Annotated in this window: 18 protein-coding genes; 1 reads left to right on the forward strand and 17 read right to left on the reverse strand. The window is 67.8% G+C overall.

The window, feature by feature from the left end; genetic code table 11:
* Positions 1–177 precede the first annotated feature (177 nt).
* Positions 178–657 (forward strand): DciA family protein, encoded by a 480-nt coding sequence (locus HWX31_RS31240; RefSeq protein ID WP_042583049.1) that lies wholly within the window; start codon positions 178–180, stop codon positions 655–657.
* 88 nt (positions 658–745) lie between these two features.
* Here the strand turns inward: HWX31_RS31240 and lpxC are convergent, their stop codons facing one another.
* From lpxC to mraZ, 17 genes are all read right to left on the reverse strand, one after another.
* Positions 746–1663 carry a UDP-3-O-acyl-N-acetylglucosamine deacetylase gene (gene lpxC, locus HWX31_RS31245; protein WP_174965648.1) on the reverse strand — a complete coding sequence of 306 codons (918 nt, stop codon included), beginning with the start codon at positions 1661–1663 and terminating at the stop codon, positions 746–748.
* 240 nt (positions 1664–1903) lie between these two features.
* Entirely contained in the window at positions 1904–2410 is a 507-nt protein-coding gene (locus tag HWX31_RS31250) for a peroxiredoxin (RefSeq protein WP_059716731.1), read from the reverse strand.
* Positions 2411–2595: 185 nt separating this feature from the next.
* Positions 2596–3795, reverse strand: a complete 1200-nt coding sequence (ftsZ, locus tag HWX31_RS31255; protein WP_059995624.1) for a cell division protein FtsZ — start codon at positions 3793–3795, stop codon at positions 2596–2598.
* 112 nt (positions 3796–3907) lie between these two features.
* Positions 3908–5140 (reverse strand): cell division protein FtsA, encoded by a 1233-nt coding sequence (ftsA, locus tag HWX31_RS31260; RefSeq protein ID WP_010091242.1) that lies wholly within the window; start codon positions 5138–5140, stop codon positions 3908–3910.
* Positions 5141–5166: 26 nt separating this feature from the next.
* Positions 5167–5919 carry a cell division protein FtsQ/DivIB gene (locus tag HWX31_RS31265; protein WP_174965649.1) on the reverse strand — a complete coding sequence of 251 codons (753 nt, stop codon included), beginning with the start codon at positions 5917–5919 and terminating at the stop codon, positions 5167–5169.
* Positions 5920–5939: 20 nt separating this feature from the next.
* Positions 5940–6881, reverse strand: coding sequence for a D-alanine--D-alanine ligase (locus HWX31_RS31270; protein ID WP_059609272.1), 942 nt, complete (start codon positions 6879–6881; stop codon positions 5940–5942).
* Position 6882: 1 nt separating this feature from the next.
* Positions 6883–8280 (reverse strand): UDP-N-acetylmuramate--L-alanine ligase, encoded by a 1398-nt coding sequence (gene murC, locus HWX31_RS31275; RefSeq protein ID WP_174965650.1) that lies wholly within the window; start codon positions 8278–8280, stop codon positions 6883–6885.
* The gene (gene murG / locus HWX31_RS31280; protein WP_059609270.1) at positions 8277–9380 is read right to left on the reverse strand and encodes an undecaprenyldiphospho-muramoylpentapeptide beta-N-acetylglucosaminyltransferase; all 1104 of its coding nucleotides are present in this window, start codon (positions 9378–9380) and stop codon (positions 8277–8279) included. The genes murC and murG overlap by 4 nt, the downstream gene beginning before the upstream one ends.
* On the reverse strand, positions 9377–10660 hold the full coding sequence (ftsW, locus tag HWX31_RS31285) for a putative lipid II flippase FtsW (protein WP_174965651.1): 1284 nt from the start codon (positions 10658–10660) through the stop codon (positions 9377–9379). Before ftsW ends, murG begins: the two co-directional genes overlap by 4 nt.
* Positions 10657–12168, reverse strand: coding sequence for a UDP-N-acetylmuramoyl-L-alanine--D-glutamate ligase (gene murD, locus HWX31_RS31290; protein ID WP_174965660.1), 1512 nt, complete (start codon positions 12166–12168; stop codon positions 10657–10659). The genes ftsW and murD overlap by 4 nt, the downstream gene beginning before the upstream one ends.
* Before the next feature lie 28 nt (positions 12169–12196).
* The gene (gene mraY / locus HWX31_RS31295) at positions 12197–13366 is read right to left on the reverse strand and encodes a phospho-N-acetylmuramoyl-pentapeptide-transferase (protein ID WP_045566724.1); all 1170 of its coding nucleotides are present in this window, start codon (positions 13364–13366) and stop codon (positions 12197–12199) included.
* Between the two features lie 16 nt (positions 13367–13382).
* Positions 13383–14789, reverse strand: coding sequence for a UDP-N-acetylmuramoyl-tripeptide--D-alanyl-D-alanine ligase (locus HWX31_RS31300; RefSeq protein WP_174965652.1), 1407 nt, complete (start codon positions 14787–14789; stop codon positions 13383–13385).
* The gene (locus HWX31_RS31305) at positions 14786–16324 is read right to left on the reverse strand and encodes a UDP-N-acetylmuramoyl-L-alanyl-D-glutamate--2,6-diaminopimelate ligase (protein WP_174965653.1); all 1539 of its coding nucleotides are present in this window, start codon (positions 16322–16324) and stop codon (positions 14786–14788) included. The genes HWX31_RS31300 and HWX31_RS31305 overlap by 4 nt, the downstream gene beginning before the upstream one ends.
* Positions 16321–18159 carry a peptidoglycan D,D-transpeptidase FtsI family protein gene (locus HWX31_RS31310; RefSeq protein WP_174965654.1) on the reverse strand — a complete coding sequence of 613 codons (1839 nt, stop codon included), beginning with the start codon at positions 18157–18159 and terminating at the stop codon, positions 16321–16323. The genes HWX31_RS31305 and HWX31_RS31310 overlap by 4 nt, the downstream gene beginning before the upstream one ends.
* Complete coding sequence (gene ftsL, locus HWX31_RS31315) at positions 18156–18500, reverse strand: cell division protein FtsL (protein WP_059672933.1); 345 nt, start codon at positions 18498–18500, stop codon at positions 18156–18158. Before ftsL ends, HWX31_RS31310 begins: the two co-directional genes overlap by 4 nt.
* Positions 18497–19438 carry a 16S rRNA (cytosine(1402)-N(4))-methyltransferase RsmH gene (gene rsmH / locus HWX31_RS31320; RefSeq protein WP_174965655.1) on the reverse strand — a complete coding sequence of 314 codons (942 nt, stop codon included), beginning with the start codon at positions 19436–19438 and terminating at the stop codon, positions 18497–18499. Before rsmH ends, ftsL begins: the two co-directional genes overlap by 4 nt.
* 23 nt (positions 19439–19461) lie before the next feature.
* A complete protein-coding gene (mraZ, locus tag HWX31_RS31325; protein WP_006400450.1) occupies positions 19462–19890 on the reverse strand; it encodes a division/cell wall cluster transcriptional repressor MraZ in 429 nt (142 codons plus the stop codon).
* Positions 19891–20020: the final 130 nt, after the last annotated feature.

Below are 20020 nucleotides of genomic sequence, written 5' to 3' on the forward strand. Positions count from 1 at the left end.
ATAGTGGATTCAAACATCGAATTTTAGCACGCGAGGGCGCCTGCGCCCGTGACTCGGGCGGACGGCAGCCTCGCCGTGCCGACTGCCGGCACGGCCGCAAATCCGGCCGCGCGCGAGCCGCGACGGGTACAATCGGCGTCAACCACCGCGCGCTGCGGCGCCCCGAAGAAAGCCTCGATGAACCGATTTTCCAAGCGTTTCGGCCCGCTCGGCCCGTATCGTCCGCAACCCGTGTCCGAGGTGCTCGGCCGCACCGACGCGTTTGCGGCGCTGCGCGCCGGCGTCGAGCAGATCGCCGCGCTGCAGCGCGACCTCGCCACGCTGCTGCCCGACTATCTCGCCAGCCACGTCGAGCCGGGATTCGTGAAGGATGGCGTCCTGACCCTGTTTGCCGCGCACAACGCGCTGGCCGCGCGGCTGCGGCAGGTCGAGCCGCGGCTGCTCGCGGATCTGCAAAAGCGCGGCTGGCCGGTGAGCACGCTGCGCGTGCGCGTGCGTCCGAAGGACGCGCCGGAGCCGCCGCACGTGAAGCAGGCGCGGATGACGTCCGTCGGCGCGGCGGCGTTGCGCGACCTGGCCGATCACCTCGAGCCGTCGCCGCTGCAGGCTGCGCTCGCCCGGATGGCGGCGCGGCATGGGGCGAAATCGCCGCGCTGACCACGCACGCCTCTCGACCCGCGTCGACGACGCAAACGAAAAAGCGGCCCAAGGGCCGCTTTTTCATCTATTCACGGGGCTCACCCGCTCAGGCGAACGCCGTCTGCGCATCGAACCCGAAGCCGTTCGGCGCGGACTGCGGATCGTCGAACGTCACGATCTCGTATGCGTCCTCGTTAGCGAGCAGCTCGCGCAGCAGCGCGTTGTTGAGCCCGTGCCCCGACTTGTACGCGGTATAGGACGCCAGCAGCGGATGGCCGATCACGTACAGGTCGCCGATCGCGTCGAGCATCTTGTGCTTCACGAACTCGTCGTCGTAGCGCAGCCCGTCGTTGTTCAGGATGCGGTACTCGTCGAGCACGATCGCGTTATCCATGCTGCCGCCGCGCGCCAGGCCGATCTCGCGCAGCATCTCGGCCTCGTGCGCGAAGCCGAACGTGCGCGCACGCGCGATGTCGCGCACGTACGACGTATTCGCGAAATCGACCTCGAGTTCCTGGCCCGTCTTGTCGACGGCCGGGTGGCGGAAATCGATCGAGAACTTCAGCTTGAAGCCGAAATACGGATCGAGACGCGCGAACTTGTCGCCGTCGCGAATTTCGACCGTCTTCTTGACCTTGATGAAGCGCTTCGGCGCGTTCTGCTCCTCGATGCCGGCGGACTGGATCAGGAACACGAAGGTCGCCGCGCTGCCGTCCATGATCGGGATTTCCTCGGCCGTCACGTCGACGTACAGGTTGTCGATGCCGAGGCCCGCGCACGCGGACATCAGGTGCTCGACCGTCGACACGCGCACGCCATCCTTCTGCAGCACCGACGCGAGCCGCGTGTCGCCGATCGACGTCGCCGACGCGGGAATGTCGACGGGCGTGGGCAGGTCGACGCGCGAGAAGACGATGCCCGTGCCCGGCGCGGCGGGACGGAGCGTCAGCTCGATCTTGCGGCCCGAGTGGACACCGATCCCCACGGTCTTGACGATGGATTTGATGGTGCGCTGCTTCAGCATGGTGTTCTTCGTCTTGATTGAAGATTTCAATCAGGCGTTATATTCGATAGATCGCATTATAGCGTAATTCCCTATTCGGCGTCGTTTGAAACTGCGTATCAATCTGTTTCCGCTGTTTACCCCTGCCGATACGGGACGGGCCGATGCCCGGAACGGAGGCGTTCCCGGTCATCAGCCCGTGTTACAACCGCCCTGCGGCCGATACGCAACGTTGCCCGCAAGCAACGGCGCATCGCGCGATCAGGACTTCAACGTTGCCAGCACACTCGCCGCATCGCTCACTTCGAACTTGCCCGGCGCTTCGACGGCCAGCGTCTTGACCACACCGTCGTCGACCACCATCGCGTAGCGCAGGGAACGAATCCCCATGCCGCGCGCGGACAAATCCTGCGTCAGCCCCAGCGCATGAGTGAAAGCCGCGCTGCCGTCCGCCATCATGCGCACCTTGCCCGCGGTGTGCAGATCACGTCCCCAAGCGCCCATCACGAATGCGTCGTTGACGGACACGCACCAGATCTCGTCGATGCCCGCCGCATGCAACTGCTCGGCGTGCTCGACATAGCCCGGCACATGCTGCGCCGAACAGGTCGGCGTGAAAGCGCCCGGCAATCCGAAGATCACCACCCGCTTGCCCGCCGTCTGCTCGCGCACGCTGCGGGCGTTCGGCCCCAGCGTACAACCCGCCTGCGCGTCGTCGATGAATTCGAACAGTTGCGCGTCGGGCAGCGCGTCGCCCACTTGAATCATGCCTGGTCCCTCATAGCGATACGGTTTCTCGCGTGACACGGACAACACGGCCCCTCCCGCCTCGCCGAAGCGAAGAGGGCACGTCTCCCGGCCCGGCGTCGCATTCGACGCGGCCTGTCGCGGTCCGTAGCATCCGTCACGCCGGCTACACCGCGGCGACACCGCCGCGGCTTCGCCCGTGTGCCTCAGTCAGCCTGCTTGCGCAGGAATGCCGGGATGTCGTACGTGTCGACCCCCTTCTCCTGCAGCGCCTGCACGTGCGATGCCGCGGTTTCGCGCGAATTGCGCCACACGGCCGGCGTGTCGAGCGCGCCGTAGTCGGCCGTGCTGACGTGATGTGCCGGTGCGTAGCTGTTGTGCGACACCGCGCTGACCGGCTGGTTGTCCGTGCCGGTGCGCAAGAGCGTCATCGGCGCCGACTGCTGCTTCTTCGCCGCGCGGCCGAGGCCCGTCGCGACGACCGTCACGCGCAGCGCGTCGCCCATCGCGTCGTCGTACACAGCACCGAAGATCACCGTCGCGTCTTCCGCCGCGTAGCTCTTGATCGTGTTCATCACTTCGCGCGTTTCCGACAGGCGCAGCGAACGGCTCGACGTGATGTTGACCAGCACGCCGCGCGCGCCCGACAGGTCGACGCCTTCCAGCAGCGGGCTCGCCACGGCCTGTTCCGCCGCGAGGCGCGCGCGATCGACGCCGGCGACCGTCGCCGTGCCCATCATCGCCTTGCCCTGCTCGCCCATCACCGTCTTCACGTCTTCGAAGTCGACGTTGACCAGGCCATCGACGTTGATGATTTCCGCGATGCCCGCGACCGCGTTGTTCAACACGTCGTCCGCGCACTGGAAGCACTTGTCCATTTCCGCGTCGTCGCCCATCACGTCGAACAGCTTGTCGTTCAGCACGACGATCAGCGAGTCGACATGATCCTCCAGCTGCTGCGAGCCGGCTTCCGCGACGCGCATCCGCTTGCCGCCTTCGAACTCGAACGGCTTGCTGACGACGCCGACCGTCAGGATGCCCATCTCCTTCGCGATCTGCGCGACGACCGGCGCCGCGCCCGTGCCGGTGCCGCCGCCCATGCCGGCGGTGATGAACACCATGTGCGCGCCGCGCAGCCCGTCGGCGATGCGCTCACGCGCCTCTTCGGCTGCCGCACGGCCCATTTCCGGCTTCGCGCCGGCACCGAGGCCGGTGTTGCCGAGCTGGATCACGGACGGCGCGCGCGAACGCGACAGCGCCTGCGCGTCGGTGTTCATCACGATGAAGTCGACGCCCTGCACACCGCGGTTGATCATGTGCTGCACGGCATTGCCGCCAGCGCCGCCAACGCCCACCACCTTGATGATGGTGCCGTTGGTTTCGGTTTCCAGCATCTCAAATTCCATTGTTGCCTCCGTCAAGAAAGTTACTGCTGCTCGGCCGTTATTCGGCAGGAGATCGGGCAACCCCCTGTCGCGCGCCGGCCGCCGGCACCGGCGCGAATTTCGATTCGTTTCGTCAGAAGTTGCTCAGGAACCATTCCTTCATCCGCGAGAAGATCTGCCCCGCGTTGCCGGACTGCACCGCGACCTTGCGGCCGCGCATGCGCTGAGCGCTGCCTTCCACCAGGAGGCCCATCGCCGTCGAATAGCGCGGATTGCGCACGACGTCGGCCAGGCCGCCCGCGTATTCCGGCGCGCCGATGCGCACCGGTTTCAGGAAAATGTCTTCGCCGAGCTCGACCATCCCCGGCATCATCGCCGCGCCGCCGGTAATGACCACGCCGGAGCTCAGGAGTTCTTCGTAACCCGACTCGCGCACGACCTGCTGCACGAGCGAGAACAGCTCCTCGACGCGCGGCTCGATCACCGCCGCGAGCGCCTGGCGCGACAGCGTGCGCGGGCCGCGTTCGCCGAGGCCCGGCACTTCGACCATCTCGTCCGGATCGGCGAGCGCCTGCTTCGCGATCCCGTAGCTGACCTTGATGTCTTCCGCGTCCGGCGTCGGCGTGCGCAGCGCCATCGCGATGTCGCTCGTGATCTGGTCGCCGGCGATCGGAATCACCGCGGTGTGGCGGATCGCGCCTTCGGCGAAGATCGCGATGTCGGTCGTGCCGCCGCCGACGTCGACGAGCACCACGCCGAGATCCTTCTCGTCCTCGGTCAGCACCGCGAGCGACGACGCGAGCGGCTGCAGGATCAGGTCGTTCACTTCCAGCCCGCAGCGGCGCACGCACTTGACGATGTTCTGCGCAGCGCTCACCGCGCCCGTCACGATGTGCACCTTCACCTCGAGGCGGATGCCGCTCATGCCGATCGGCTCGCGCACGTCTTCCTGGCCGTCGATGATGAATTCCTGCGTGAGGATGTGCAGCACCTGCTGGTCGGTCGGGATGTTGATCGCCTTCGCGGTCTCGATCACGCGCGCGACGTCCGTCTGCGTGACTTCCTTGTCCTTGATCGCGACCATTCCGCTCGAATTGAAGCTGCGGATGTGGCTGCCGGCGATCCCCGTGAACACGTTGGTGATCTTGCAGTCGGCCATCAGCTCCGCTTCCTCGAGCGCGCGCTGAATCGACTGCACGGTGGCCTCGATGTTCACCACCACGCCCTTCTTCAGACCTTTCGATTCGCTCTGGCCGAGACCGATCACCTCGTAGTGACCTTCGCCCTTCAGCTCGGCGACGACGGCCACCACCTTCGACGTGCCGATGTCGAGGGAAACCAGCAGATCCTTGTAGTCTTTGCTCATAGAGTGCTCTTGCGTGTGATCTCTCGTTACTTCTTGCGCTTGTCGGTATCGGTCAGGAACCGCATGCCCGTCGCGCGAATCGCGAATCCGTTCGGATAGCGCAGGTCCGCGTACTCGATGTCGTTGCCCCAGCGTTGCGTGACGGCCGGCCACGCGGCGACGAGACGCTGGCTCCGGTCGTGCAGGGTGTCGCCGTTGCGCTCCTTGCCCAGCTCGACCTGCATCCCGTTCGACAGCCTCACCGTCCATGCGTAGCGCGCCGACAGCGTGACCTCTTCCGGCGTCGCGTTGAGCGGCGCGAACCACTTCGCGAAGTCGTGATACCGCACGACGACTTCCTTCGCGCTGCCTTCCGGCCCGTCGAACGCGGGCAGCGCCTCGTCGAGCTCGCCCTGGTTCGCGGTGAACAGCTCGCCGTCGACGCTCACCAGCTGGTCGCTGCCCCAGGTCCCGAGCGGTTTGTACTCCTCGAGCGTGACAGCCAGCGCATTCGGCCACACCCGGCGCACGCTCGCTCGGCGCACCCACGGCATCTGCTCGAACGCGACCCGCGCCGTATCGAGATCCACGGTGAAGAAGTTGCCCTTCAGCCGCCCGACCACGCCCGCGCGCACGATGGGCGCGTTGATGTGGTCGGTGTCGCCGTCGATCTGGATCGCGCGCAGCGCGAACGCCGGACGCTGGATCAGCCAGTAGCAGCCGGCCGCCGCCAACACGAGCAGCAGCAGCGCGTACAGCGCGCTGGCGGCAAGGTTGAGTTGGCGAACGTTGTTCCACATGACGTCTTTCCGTTCCTGCTTCAGTCGTTGAGCGTGAGCGACAGCACCTTCACCACCAGTTCCGAATAGCTGATGCCGACCGCGCGCGCCGCCTTCGGCGGCAGCGAGTGATCGGTCATGCCCGGCGCGGTGTTCACCTCCAGGAAGTACGCGTCGCCGTTGGCGTCGAGCATGAAGTCCGCGCGGCCCCAGTCGGTGCAGCCCAGCACGTCGAACGCCCGGCGCGCGATGCGCTTCAGCTCCGCTTCCTTGTCGGCCGGCAGCCCGCACGGAATCAGGTATTGCGTGTCGTCGGCGATGTACTTCGCGTGATAGTCGTAGAACTCGCCGGCCGGCACGATCTTGATCACGGGCAGGTCGAGATCGCCGGCGATGCACGCGGTGTATTCGCCGCCGCCCTCGATGCTCTTCTCGACGATCACGATCGGGTCGTGCTTCGCGGCTTCGGCGAGCGCAGCCGGCAGCGCGTCGGCCGTCTTCACCTTCAGCACCGCGACGCTCGAGCCTTCGCTCGCCGGCTTCACGAACAGCGGCAGGCCGAGCTTCGCGACGATCTCCGGCGCGCGCGCCGCGAGGTCGTCGCCGCGCAGCACCGTTTCGAACGGCGGCGTCGGCACGCCCGTCTGCTGCCACACGAGCTTCGTGCGGAACTTGTCGAGGCCGAGCGCCGAGCCGAGCACGCCGCTGCCCGTGTAGCGGATCCCGTAGAAATCGAGCGCGCCCTGGATCTGGCCGTTCTCGCCGTAGCCGCCGTGCAGCGCGTTGAACGCGCGCACGAACCCTTCGTCCTTCAGCGCCGCCAGCGGACGCTCGGCCGGGTCGAACGGATGCGCGTCGATGCCCGCGTCGCGCAGGCCCTGCAGCACGAGCCGGCCCGAATTGAGCGACACCTCGCGCTCTGCGGACACGCCGCCGAGCAACACCGCCACCTTGCCGAAACGTTTCGGATCAATCCCGCTCATGTCATGCCTTCTGTTGAATGTGTTGCACGAGCTTCGCCGGCACGCCGCCGATCGAGCCCGCGCCCATCGTGATCACCACGTCGCCGTTCTGCGCGACCTTCGTCAATGCGTCCGGCACGTCGTCGATTGCCGCGACGAATACCGGTTCAACCTTCCCCGCCGCGCGCAGCGCGCGCGACAGCGCGTCGCCGTTGGCGGTCGTGATCGCCGCCTCGCCGGCCGCGTAGACTTCCGTCAGCACCAGCGCATCGACCGTCGACAGCACGTTGACGAAATCGTCGAAGCAGTCGCGCGTGCGCGTATAGCGGTGCGGCTGGAACGCCAGCACGAGGCGGCGGCCGGGGAACGCGCCGCGCGCGGCCGCGATCGTCGCAGCCATTTCGACCGGATGATGGCCGTAGTCGTCGATCAGCGTGTAGCTGCCGCCGTCCGCCACCGGCACCTCGCCGTAGCGCTGGAAGCGCCGGCCGACACCGTTGAATTCCGCGAGCGCCTGCTGGATCGCATCGTCCGACACACCGAGATCCGTCGCGATCGCGATCGCCGCGAGCGCGTTCTGCACGTTGTGCAGGCCCGGCAGGTTCAGCACGACCGGCAGCGGCTCGCGCCCTTCGCGGATCACCGTGAAGTGCATCCGGCCATCGCGCGCGTCGATGTCTTCCGCGCGCACCTGCGCGTCCGGCGACAGCCCGTAGCGCACCACCGGCTTCGAGATGAACGGGATGATCTGGCGCACGTTCGGGTCGTCGACGCACACGACCGCGCTGCCGTAGAACGGCAGCCGCTGCGTGAACTCGATGAATGCCTGCTTGAGCCGCGCGAAATCGTGGCCGTAGGTATCCATGTGGTCGGCATCGATGTTCGTGATGACTTCGATCACCGGATACAGGTTCAGGAACGACGCGTCCGACTCGTCGGCCTCGGCGACGATGAAGTCGCCCGTGCCGAGCCGCGCATTCGCGCCGGCGCTGATCAGCCGCCCGCCGATCACGAAGGTCGGATCGAGGCCGCCCGCCGCGAGCACGCTCGCGACGAGGCTCGTCGTCGTGGTCTTGCCGTGCGTGCCCGCGATCGCGATGCCCTGCTTCAGGCGCATCAGCTCGGCGAGCATCACCGCGCGCTGCACGATCGGCACGCGCTTCGCGCGCGCGGCCAGCACTTCCGGATTGTCCGAGCGCACGGCCGTCGACACGACGACCGCGTTCGCGCCCTCGATGTTGGCCGCGTCGTGGCCGATCGCGATCCGCGCGCCGAGCGCCTCGAGACGGTCGGTCACCGCGTTGCGCGACAGGTCCGAGCCGCTGACCTGGTAGCCGAGATTGACGAGCACTTCCGCGATGCCGCTCATGCCGGCGCCGCCGATCCCGACGAAATGAATGTGTTTGACGATGTGTTTCATTGCAGTGTTTCCAGGTTCGCGCCGGCCACCGTCGCGCAGACCCGCGCGACTTCATCGGTGGCATCCGGCTTCGCCAGCGAGCGCGAACGCTCCGCCATGTCCGCGAGCGACGCCCGCGACTGGCTGCGCAGCCAGTCGGCGAGCAGGTCGGCCGACAGGTCGCGTTGTTGCACCAGCACCGCCGCGCCCGCCTCGGCGAGGAACGCGGCATTGGTCGTCTGGTGATCGTCGACGGCATACGGGAACGGCACGAACAGCGCTGCCACCCCGACCGCCGCGATCTCCGATACCGTCATCGCGCCCGACCGGCAGATCACGAGATCGGCCGCCGCGTACGCGGCGGCCATGTCGTCGATGAACGGCACGAGCTGCACGTCGCTGCCGCACACGAGGCCGGCAGCCTCGTAGTTCGCCTTCAGCACGTCGATGTGCTTCGCGCCCGCCTGATGCACGATGCGCGGCCGCTCGCCCGGCGCCAGCATCGCCAGCGCACGCGGCACGACTTCGTTCAGCGCGGCGGCGCCGAGGCTGCCGCCGACGACCAGCAGGTTCAGCGGGCCGCTGCGCGCCGCATAGCGTGCTTTGGGCGGCTCCGTGCGCGCAAGTTCCGCACGAATCGGGTTGCCGGTCCATTCGGCGTGCGGCAGCGCGTCCGGGAACGCGACGAGCACGCGTTTCGCGAGCTTCGCGAGCACCTTGTTCGCGAGGCCGGCGATCGAATTCTGTTCGTGCAGCACGAGCGGACGGCCGGACAGCGCCGTCATCACGCCCGCCGGGAACGTGATGTAGCCGCCCATCCCGAGCACGACGTCGGGCTTGACCCGGCGCAGCGCGCCGAGGCTCTGCCAGCATGCGCGCAGCAGGTTGAACGGCAGCGACAGCTTGGTCTTCAGACCCTTGCCGCGCACGCCGCCGAACCTCACGTATTCCATCGGGATGCCGTGCTTCGGCACGAGCGTCGCCTCCATCCCGGCCGGATTGCCGAGCCATACGACGCGCCACCCTGCCGCTTCCATCCGGTGCGCGACCGCGAGCCCCGGGAACACGTGGCCCCCGGTGCCGCCTGCCATCACCATCAGCGTGCGATGCGTCGCGGTCATACCTTCCCTCCCCGCATCAGCACGCGATTTTCATAGTCGACCCGCAGCAGCACCGCGAGCGCGACGCAGTTGAGCAGGATGCCCGAGCCGCCGTAGCTCACGAGGGGCAGCGTCAGACCCTTGGTCGGCAGCAGGCCGAGGTTCACGCCCATGTTGATGAATGCCTGCGCGCCGAACCAGATGCCGATGCCCTTCGCGGTCAGCCCCGCGAACGTGCGGTCGAGCGCGAGCGCCTGGCGGCCGATCTCGAATGCGCGGCGCACGATCCAGTAGAACAGCAGGATCACGACCATCACGCCGACGAAGCCGAGCTCCTCGCCGATCACCGCGAGGATGAAGTCGGTATGCGCTTCGGGCAGGTAGTTCAGCTTCTCGACGCTGCCGCCGAGGCCGACGCCGAACCATTCGCCGCGGCCGAACGCGATCAGCGAGTGCGTGAGCTGGTACGCCTTGCCCTGCGCGTAGCGCTCGTCCCACGGATCGAGATACGCGAAGATCCGCTCGCGCCGCCAAGGCGACAGCCAGACGAGCATCGTGAAGGTGCCGACCGCCGTCGCGACGAGGCCGCCGAACAGCTTGCCGTTCACGCCGCCGAGGAACAGCACGCCCATCGCGATCGCGGCGATCACCATGAACGCGCCCATATCCGGCTCGAGCAGCAGCAGCGCGCCGACGAGGCCGACCGCGCAGGCCATCGGCAGAAAGCCCTTCGCGAAGCTATGCATGTATTCCTGCTTGCGCACCGTGTAGTTCGCCGCGTAGATCGTCACCGCGAGCTTCATGACTTCGGACGGCTGCATGTTCGTGATGCCGAGCGGAATCCAGCGGCGCGCGCCGTTCACGCCCTTGCCGACGTGCGGGATCAGCACGATCACGAGGCTGACCAGCGCGATCAGGAAGAGATGCGGCGCGTATTTGTCCCACGTCGACACCGGCACGCGGAACGCGATCACCGCCGCGATGAACGCGACGACGAGCGACACGCAGTGGCGCAGCAGGAACGCGTAATCGTGATACGACGCGTACTTCGGCGAATCCGGCATCGCGATCGACGCCGAATACACCATCACGACGCCGAGCCCGAGCAGCGCGACCGCGACCCACAGCAGCGAGTAGTCGAAATCGAGCATCCGCGAACGGCCCGGCCGCACGCCGTTGACGACGCTCGCGAGGCCGCCCGTCGCGGCCCGCGTGGCCGACGCGACGCGGCCGCCGGCCGCATTGCCGCCGCCGTCGCGTCGATCGTTGAAACGGGAGACGAGGCGATCGGACCAGCTCATGGCGTCGCTCCTTGATCGAGGGCGAGATCCTCCACCGCGCGGCGGAACACGTCCGCGCGATGGGCGTAGCTCTTGAACATGTCGAAGCTCGCGCATGCGGGCGACAGCAGCACCGCGTCGCCCGGCTCCGCGAACTCGCTGGCTGCGCGCACCGCCGCCTCGAGCGTCGCGTGATCGACGAGCGGCACGCCGGTATCGGCGAGCGCGTCGCGGATCGCCGGCGCGTCGCGGCCGATCAGCAGCACCGCGCGGCACCAGCGCGCGACCGGCGCCGCGAGCGGCGAGAAATCCTGGCCCTTGCCGTCGCCGCCGGCGATCAGCACGATCCGCTGTGCGAGCCCGTCGAGCGCGGCCACCGTCGCGCCGACGTTCGTGCCCTTGCTGTCGTCGACGTAATCGACGTCGTCGAGCGTCGCGATCAGCTCGACGCGATGCGCCTCGCCGCGGTATTCGCGCAGCCCGTGCAGCAGCAGCGCCGCCGGCAGGTCGATCGCACGCGCGAGCGCGAACGCGGCAAGCGCGTTCGCCGCGTTGTGCAGGCCGCGGATGCGCAGCGCGTCGGCCGGCATCAGGCGCTTTTGCGCGATGTCCGGCGTATGGACGGCGTCGCGCCTGCGGCGGCGGCCCGTCACCGGCTCGTCGGTCGCGTCGCGATCGATCGCCTCGACGAGCCACGCAATGCCGTTGTCGCGCGACAGCCCGTAATCGCCTTCGTGCGCCGGCTCGTTCAACCCGAACGTGACCGTGCGCGCCGCATCGGCCGCGCCCGCGGCCGGCGCGAACTTCATCACGGCCGCATCGTCGCGGTTCAGCACGCGCGTCGTCGTCGCGCCGAAGATCCGGCCCTTTGCGGCCGCGTATGCGTCGAAGCTGCCGTGCCAGTCGAGGTGGTCCTGCGTGATGTTGAGGATCGCGGCCGCATCCGGCGCGAACGTGCGCGCGGTCTCGAGCTGGAAGCTCGACAGTTCCAGCACCCAGACGTCCGGCAGCGCGGTGGCGTCGATCGCGTCGGCGAGCCGGTCGAGCATCGCCGGGCTGATGTTGCCCGCGACGCCGACCTTCTTGCCCGCCCGTTCGCACAACAGGCCGGTCAGGCTCGTCGTCGTGGTCTTGCCGTTGGTGCCCGTGATCGCCAGCACCTTCGGCTGATAGCCGCTCGCGCCGAGCGCGCGCAGCGCCTGCGCGAAGAACTCCAGTTCGCCCCACACCGCGACGCCGCGCTCGTTCGCCGCCGCGATCAGCGCCGCGAGCGCCGGCTCGAGCGGCGACAGGCCGGGGCTCAGTCCGACGATCTCGATGCCGCCGTCGAGCAGCGCCGGCGAAAACGGACCGCCGACGAATTCCGCGTCGATGCCTTCTGCCTGCAGCGCGGCAAGGTTCGGCGGCGCCTCGCGGGTATCAGCAATGCGCAGCCGGCACCCGTGCCTCGCGCACCATCGCGCGATCGCGAGACCCGATTCGCCGAGCCCCAGCACGAGCACCATCGGCCGTTGCCGATCTCCAAACATCTCGCCAGACATCCTTGTTACCTTTCCTTTACCGCAGCTTGAGGGTGGTCAGACCGAACAGGCACAGCATCAGCGTGATGATCCAGAAACGCACCACCACCTGCGTTTCCTTCCAGCCGGACAATTCGAAATGGTGATGCAGCGGCGCCATCTTGAGCAGGCGCCGCCCTTCGCCGTAGCGCTTTTTCGTGTACTTGAACCACGAAACCTGCAGCATCACCGACAACGTTTCCGCGACGAAGATGCCGCCCATGATGAACAGCACGATTTCCTGGCGCACGATCACCGCGACCGTGCCGAGCGCGCCGCCGAGCGCCAGCGCGCCGACGTCGCCCATGAACACCTGCGCGGGGTGCGTGTTGTACCAGAGGAACGCGAGCCCTGCCCCGCCCATCGCGGAACAGAAGATCAGCAGTTCGCCCGCGCCCGGGATGTGCGGGAACAGCAGGTATTTTGAATAGACCGCGCTGCCCATCACGTACGCGAACACACCGAGCGAAGCACCGACCAGCACGACCGGCATGATCACGAGGCCGTCGAGGCCGTCGGTCAGGTTCACCGCGTTGCTCGCGCCGACGATCACGAAATAGGTCAGCACGATGAAGCCCCATACGCCGAGCGGGTAGCTGATCGACTTCAGGAACGGCAGCATCAGGTCGGCGCGCGCCGGCAGCCCCATCGACAGGCCGCTCCTCACCCATGCCATGAACAGGTCGAACACGCGCACGTTGTTCGCCTCGGACACGCTGAATGCCAGGTAGACGGCCGCGAACAGGCCGATCACCGACTGCCAGAAGTACTTCTCGCGCGACGACATCCCGCGCGGGTCCTTGTGGACGACCTTGCGGTAGTCGTCGACCCAGCCGATCACGCCGAAACCGAACGTGACGAGCATCACGATCCAGATGAAACGGTTCGTCAGGTCGCCCCACAGCAGCGTCGCAACCGCGATGCCGATCAGGATCAGCACGCCGCCCATCGTCGGCGTGCCGGACTTGACGAGATGCGTCTGCGGGCCGTCCTTGCGCACGGCCTGCCCCACCTTCATTTCGGTCAGCTTGCGGATCACCCACGGTCCGCACACGAGCCCGATCCCGAGCGCGGTGATGGTGGCCATCACCGCACGGAACGTCAGGTACGTGAACAAGCGCAAAAAGCTTGCGTCGCCCTGCAGCCATTGCGCCAGCGCCAGCAGCATGCTTCCTTCCTTCTACTCAAGGTGCGGCGGGCGCCGTGCCCGCCGCGGGTTGGTTCGTCAGCGCGTCGACCACGCGCTCCATCTTCATGTACCGCGAGCCCTTCACGAGCACCGTCGCCCGTACGCCGTAGCCGGCCGCCAGCAGCGCGTCGACCAGCGTGCCGACGTCGCCGAAGTGGCGGGCCGTGTTGCCGTAGGATGCGCAGGCGTCGCGCGATGCGTCGCCGAGCGCGAACAGCGCGTCGATGCCGCGCTCGCGCGCGTACGCGCCGACCTCGCGATGGAACGCAGGGCCTTCGTCGCCGACTTCGCCCATGTCGCCGATCACCAGCACGCGCGGCGCGGGCTGCGCCGCGAGCACGTCGATCGCCGCGCGCATCGAATCGGGGTTCGCGTTGTACGTGTCGTCGACGACCGTCGCGCCCGCCAGGCTGCCGGCGCTTGCCTGCCGGACCTGCAGGCGGCCCTTGACCGGCTCGAACGCCTCGAGGCCCTGCCCGATCGCCGCCAGCGCAACGCCCGCCGCCAGCGCGGCGGCTGTCGCCGCCAGCGCGTTGCGCGCGTTGTGCTCGCCGAGCGCACGCAGCCGCACCGTGATCGACCCGGCGGGCGTGTCGATCGCGAGCGCGCCGCCGGCCACACGGCCCGTCACTTGAGCGTCGGTGTGCCGCTCGCCGTCGTTGAGCGCGAAGTCGACGATCCGGTTGCCGGTCGCCGCGACGCGCCAGATGCCCGCGTACGCGTCGTCGGCCGGGAACACCGCGACGCCGTCCGGCGCGAGCGCGTGGATCACGGCCGCATGTTCGAGCGCGACGGCTTCGACCGTCGCCATGAATTCCTGGTGCTCGCGCTGCGCATTGTTGACGAGCGCGACCGTCGGCGCCGTGAGGCGCGCGAGGATCTCCGTCTCGCCCGGGTGGTTCATTCCGAGCTCGATCACCGCCAGCCGGTGCGCAGCGTTCAGGCGCAGTAGTGTCAACGGCAGGCCGACGTCATTATTGAGGTTGCCGGCCGTGGCGAGCCGCGCATCCGCGCCGACCGCGGCGGCAAAGATCGACGCGATCATTTCCTTGACCGTCGTCTTGCCGTTGCTGCCCGTCACTGCGACGACCGGCAACGGGAATCGTTTGCGCCAGCCGTGCGCAAGCGCGCCGAGCGCGGCCCGTGTTTCACCGCCGTCGATCGTCGGCATCGCGAGGCCCGCCGGCGTGTGCGACACGAGCGCGGCAGCCGCGCCGCGCGCCGCCACGTCGGCGAGGAAATCGTGCGCGTCGAAGCGCTCCCCTTTCAGCGCGACGAACAGGTCGCCCGGGCCGACCGTGCGGCTGTCCGTCGACACGCGCTCGAACGTGACGCTCGCGTCGCCGTGGACGGTCGCGCCCTGAATCAGGCGAGCGGCTTCACCAAGGCTGAGCATCGTCATTCGCCGCCTCCCTTGCCGTGCGTCGCGCGCGCCGCGAGCGCAAGCCGCGCGTGGTCCTGGTCGGAGAACGCGCGCTTCTTGCCCATGATTTCCTGCGTCGCCTCGTGCCCCTTGCCGGCCAGCACGACGACGTCCTCGCGCGCCGCACCGCGCACCGCCTGCAGGATCGCGCTCGCGCGGTCCTCGATCCGGCGCGCGTTGTCCGGCACGCTCATCCCGGCGACGATCTGGTCGATGATGCGTTGCGGGTCCTCGCTGCGCGGGTTGTCGCTCGTCACGACGACCTCGTCGGCCAGCCGCTCGGCGATCGCGCCCATCAGCGGACGCTTGGTCGCGTCGCGGTCGCCGCCGCAGCCGAACATGCAGACGAGCGCGCCGCCGCGCGCAACCGCGATCGGGCGCAGCGCGTCGAGCGTCTTCTCGAGCGCGTCGGGCGTGTGCGCATAGTCGATCACGACGAGCGGCTCATCGTTCTGCAGCCGGCCGCCGAGACGCTGCATCCGGCCGTTGACCGGCTCGAGCCGCGCGATCTCGGCGAGCGCCGCGTCGAACGGCACGTCGGCCGCAAGCAGTGTGCCGAGCACCGCGAGCAGGTTGCTGACGTTGAACGTGCCGAGCGTGCCGACCTCGACGTCCGCGTCGCCCCACGACGAACGCAGACGGAATGCGGTGCCGGTCGCGGTCGCGCGCACGTCGTGCGCGGTCAGCTCGCGATCGGCGTCCACCGCCGGCGCGTCGCCGATCCCGTATGCGATCGTGCGCACGCGGCCGGACAGGCTCGCGAGCAGACGGCTGCCGGCCTCGTCGTCGCGATTGACGACTGCCGCGCGCAGGCCGCGCCATGCGAACAGCTTCGCCTTCGCCGCTTCGTACGCGTCGAACGTGCGGTGATAGTCGAGGTGATCCTGCGTGAGGTTCGTAAACACGGCGATGTCGAACGCGGTGCCGTTCACGCGGCCCTGGTGCAGCGCGTGCGACGACACCTCCATCGCCACGGCCTTCGCGCCCGCGTCGCGCAACTGCGCGAGGCTGCGCTGCAGTTGCGGCGCATCGGGCGTCGTGAAGCCGGTCGGCACCAGATGGCCCGGCATCCCGCTGCCGAGCGTGCCGATCAGCGCGCACGGCCGATTGAGCGCCGTCAGCGCGGCGGCGATCCACTGCGTGCACGACGTCTTGCCGTTCGTGCCGGTCACGCCGACCGCGAACAGGCCGTCGCTCGGATCGCCGTACCAGCCGCTGGCGATGTCGCCGGCGACTTCGTTCAGCGCCGGCACGGCAAGCGCGACCGGCGCGGCAGGTGCGGCGGCAAGGCCGTCCGGCTGATACAGCACGGCGGCGGCGCCGCGCGCGACCGCGTCGGCAATGAAGGCACGGTTGTCGGCCCCGTCGACCGCATACGCAAGAAACACGTCGCCTGCTTCGAGGCTGCGCGTATCCGCATGCAGTTGCGCCGCGGGGGCCACATGCTGACGCAGCCACGCGAGCGCGGCTGCGATCTGCTGGTGCGCCGGATGGGAACTGCGAGCGGCGCTCATCGAATGACTCCAGGAGAATTGCGTGTCGTGCTGGACACGATCATATGCTTCGCGCCCGCGCCCGCGGCCAGCTTTTGCGGGCCGGTCGCGGGGGGCGTATCGTCAGACACGACGAGCTGCTTGACCGGCATGTTCGGCGGCACGTTCAGCGCGCGCAGCGCGTCGCCCGCGATCGCCGAGAACACCGGCCCGGACACCTGTCCGCCGAAGTGGCTGCCCGCAGTCGGCTCGTCGACGGACACGGCGACGACGATGCGCGGGTTCGGCATCGGCGCCATCCCGACGAACGATGCCCGGTACTTGCGGGTATAGCCGTGCCCTTCGTGCTTGTACGCGGTACCGCTCTTGCCGCCGACGCGGTAGCCCGGCACGGCGGCGTCCGGCGACGTGCCGCCCGGGGCCACGACCGTCTCGAGCATCGCGCGCACGGCGCGCGCGGTCGACGGCGCGAAAATCTGCTGCCCCGCGACCGGCTGCGCGCTGTTGGTCTTGAAGATCGTCACCGGCATCAGCTCGCCGTCGTGCGCGATCGCCGTATATGCCCGCCCGAGCTGGAACAGCGATGCGGAAAGGCCATAGCCGTACGACATCGTCGCCTGCTCGATCCTGCGCCAGTTCTTCCACTGCCGCAGGCGGCCGGCCGCCGCGCCCGGGAAGCCGACCTTCGGCGCCTGGCCGAGGCCGATGCTCGTATACATATTCCACATTTCCTCGGGCTTCATCGTCATCGCGATCTTCGTCGCGCCGATGTTGCTCGACTTCTGGATCACGCCGCCGACCGTCAGCGTGCCGAAGCCCGCGTCGTCGGTGATCGGCGCGCCGTCCAGCACGAAGTGGCCGTTGCCGGTCTCGACAAGCGTGTTCGGCGTCACGCGATGCAGGTCGAGCGCGAGCGACACCGTAAACGGCTTCATGATCGAGCCCGGCTCGAACACGTCGGTCAGGATCCGGTTGCGCAGCTGCTCGCCGGTCAGGTGCGAACGGTCGTTCGGGTTGTACGTCGGGTAGTTGACCAGTGCGAGCACCTCGCCGGTGCGCACGTCGATGACCATCGCCGCGCCCGCCTTCGCCTTGAACTTGTCGACCGCGGCCTTCAGGTTCGCGTACGCGATGTACTGGATCTTGCTGTCGATCGACAGGTCGACGTCCGTCCCGTTGTGCGGCGGCAGCTGCTCGGCAACGTCCTCGACGATGTGTCCGAGCCGGTCCTTGATCACGCGGCGCACGCCCGAGGTGCCGGACAGCAGCTTCTGGTCGCCGAGCTCGACGCCTTCCTGGCCCTCGTCCTCGACGTTCGTGAAGCCGATCAAGTGCGCGGTGATCTCGCCTTCCGGATAGAAGCGCTTGTATTCGTTGCGCTGGTACACGCCGGGGATGTCGAGCGCCGCGACCTTGTCGGCAAGGTCGATCGGCACCTGGCGCTTCACGTACACGAAACCCTTGTCCTCCGACAGCTTCGCGCGCAGCTCCTTCTGCGTCATGCCGAGCAGCTTGCCGAGCTGGTCGAGCTTGTCCGCGCCGAGATCGTCCGGCACCGCATCGGGAATCGCCCAGATCGCGCGCACGGGCAGGCTCGTCGCGAGCACGAGCCCGTTGCGGTCGAGAATCTTGCCGCGCGTCGCCGGCAGCTCGATCGTGCGCTGGTAGCGGCTTTCGCCCTGCTTCTGATAGAACGCGTTGCCGGGCCCCTGGATCCAGAACGCGCGCGCGGCGAGCGCGACGAACGCCATGAACAGCAGGAACACGACGAGCTTCGAGCGCCACATCGGCAGGTGCACCGACAGCACGGGGCTCGATGCGAACTTCACGTTCTGGCGCTTCTGCGACGGCTTCATCGCGCGCCTCCCCTGCCCTTGCCCGCCGCCGCATCGGCCGATGCGGGGATCGGCGCGTCGATCGCCTTCGCGGCGCCCGGCGCCAGCGTCAGGTATTGGGTGCGGCCGGTCATGATCGGCTGCATCTTCAACGAATCGTTCGCGAGCTGCTCGATGCGGGAGGTCTTCGACAGCGCGCTCTGCTGGTACTGAAGCTGCGCATAGTCCTGCTGGAGCTGATGCTCCTGCGACTGCGCGCGCTGCAGCTGAATGAAGATCTGGCGCTGCTGGTTCGTCGAATTGACGACCGACAGCGCGCAGCCCATCACGATGATCAGCAGGAAGATGTTGAAGCGGCTCATGGCGCGACGCGCTCCGCAATGCGCATCACCGCCGAGCGCGCGCGCGGGTTCGCGGCCACTTCGGCGTCGCTCGGGAATTTGCGGCCGATGATCTTCAACGGGGGGCTCGGGAGGTCGACGGCGCGGATCGGCAGGCGACGATCGACCGCAGGCGCACTCGCGTGCGCCTGCATGAATCGCTTGACGATCCGGTCCTCGAGTGAATGAAAGCTGATGACCACCAGCCGCCCCCCTTGCTCCAGCAACGACAATGCCGCGTCTAGTACGACTTGCAGGTCCGCAAGCTCTTGATTGACGTGAATCCGTATAGCCTGAAAGGTGCGGGTTGCCGGGTCCTTGCCCTTCTCACGTGTCTTGACGACGTGACCCACGATTTGGGCAAGCTCGCCCGTGCTGTCGAGAGGCCCGAGACGGTCGGACTCTGCCCGGCGAGCAACAAGCGCCTTTGCAATCTGAAAAGCAAACCGTTCTTCCCCATAATCTCGTATCACCTCCGTCAGTTCCTGCAGCGAAGCCCGCGCGAGCCATTCGGCCGCCGACTCGCCGCGTGTCGGATCCATGCGCATGTCCAGCGGGCCATCCGCGCGGAAGCTGAAGCCCCGCTGCGGATCGTCCACCTGCGGCGAGGACACGCCCAGGTCCAGCAACACACCCGACACCTTCCCGATGCCGCGCGCCGCAAGCGCGCCCTGCATCGACGCAAAGCTGTCGTGCACGATCGAGAAGCGCGCATCCTCGATGCCCTGCGCCGTCTCGATCGCACGCGGATCCTTGTCGAACGCGATCAGGCGCCCGGCGGCCCCGAGCCGCGCGAGCACCGCGCGGCTGTGGCCGCCCCGCCCGAACGTGCCGTCGACATAGATGCCGTCCGGCCGCGTCACGAGCGCATCGACCGCCTCGTCCAACAACACCGTCCGATGCTGCAAATCGTTTCCCATCGCGGGCGTCTCCGTCACCGCAATCAGAACGTGAAATTCTTCAGCGCGTCGGGCATGCCCTGCGCCATCGCCGCCTGCTCCTTCGCGATGTAGGTCTGCGAATCCCACAGCTCGAAGTGACTACCCATTCCCAACAACATGACTTCCTTTTCCAGCCCGGCCGCCATGCGCAGCTCGGGCGATACGAGAATCCGGCCCGCGCTGTCGAGATCGACATCCATCGCATTGCCGAGAAAAATCCGCCGCCACCAGTGCGCATCCATCGGCAGCGCAGCGATCTTGGCGCGGAACACCTCCCATTCGGGGCGCGGAAACAGCAACAGGCAGCCGTCCGGGTGCTTGGTCACAGTCACCCGTCCTTCTGCCTGTCCTTGCAGCGCTTCGCGATAGCGAGCCGGCACCGACATCCGCCCTTTCGCATCGAGCGTCAGCGCCGACGCCCCTTGGAACACTTTCCGCTCTCCCGTTCAGGGCACCGAAGCACCCGCTCAATGCTCAGAATTTAGCCGGAATAGCCTGCCAAATCACACAAAAATACACTTTCTCACACTGTCTCCCACTTTAGAGGAAGGGTGTGGCACG

Origin of the sequence: Burkholderia ubonensis (assembly GCF_902833085.1) — a bacterium.
Taxonomy (GTDB): domain Bacteria; phylum Pseudomonadota; class Gammaproteobacteria; order Burkholderiales; family Burkholderiaceae; genus Burkholderia; species Burkholderia ubonensis.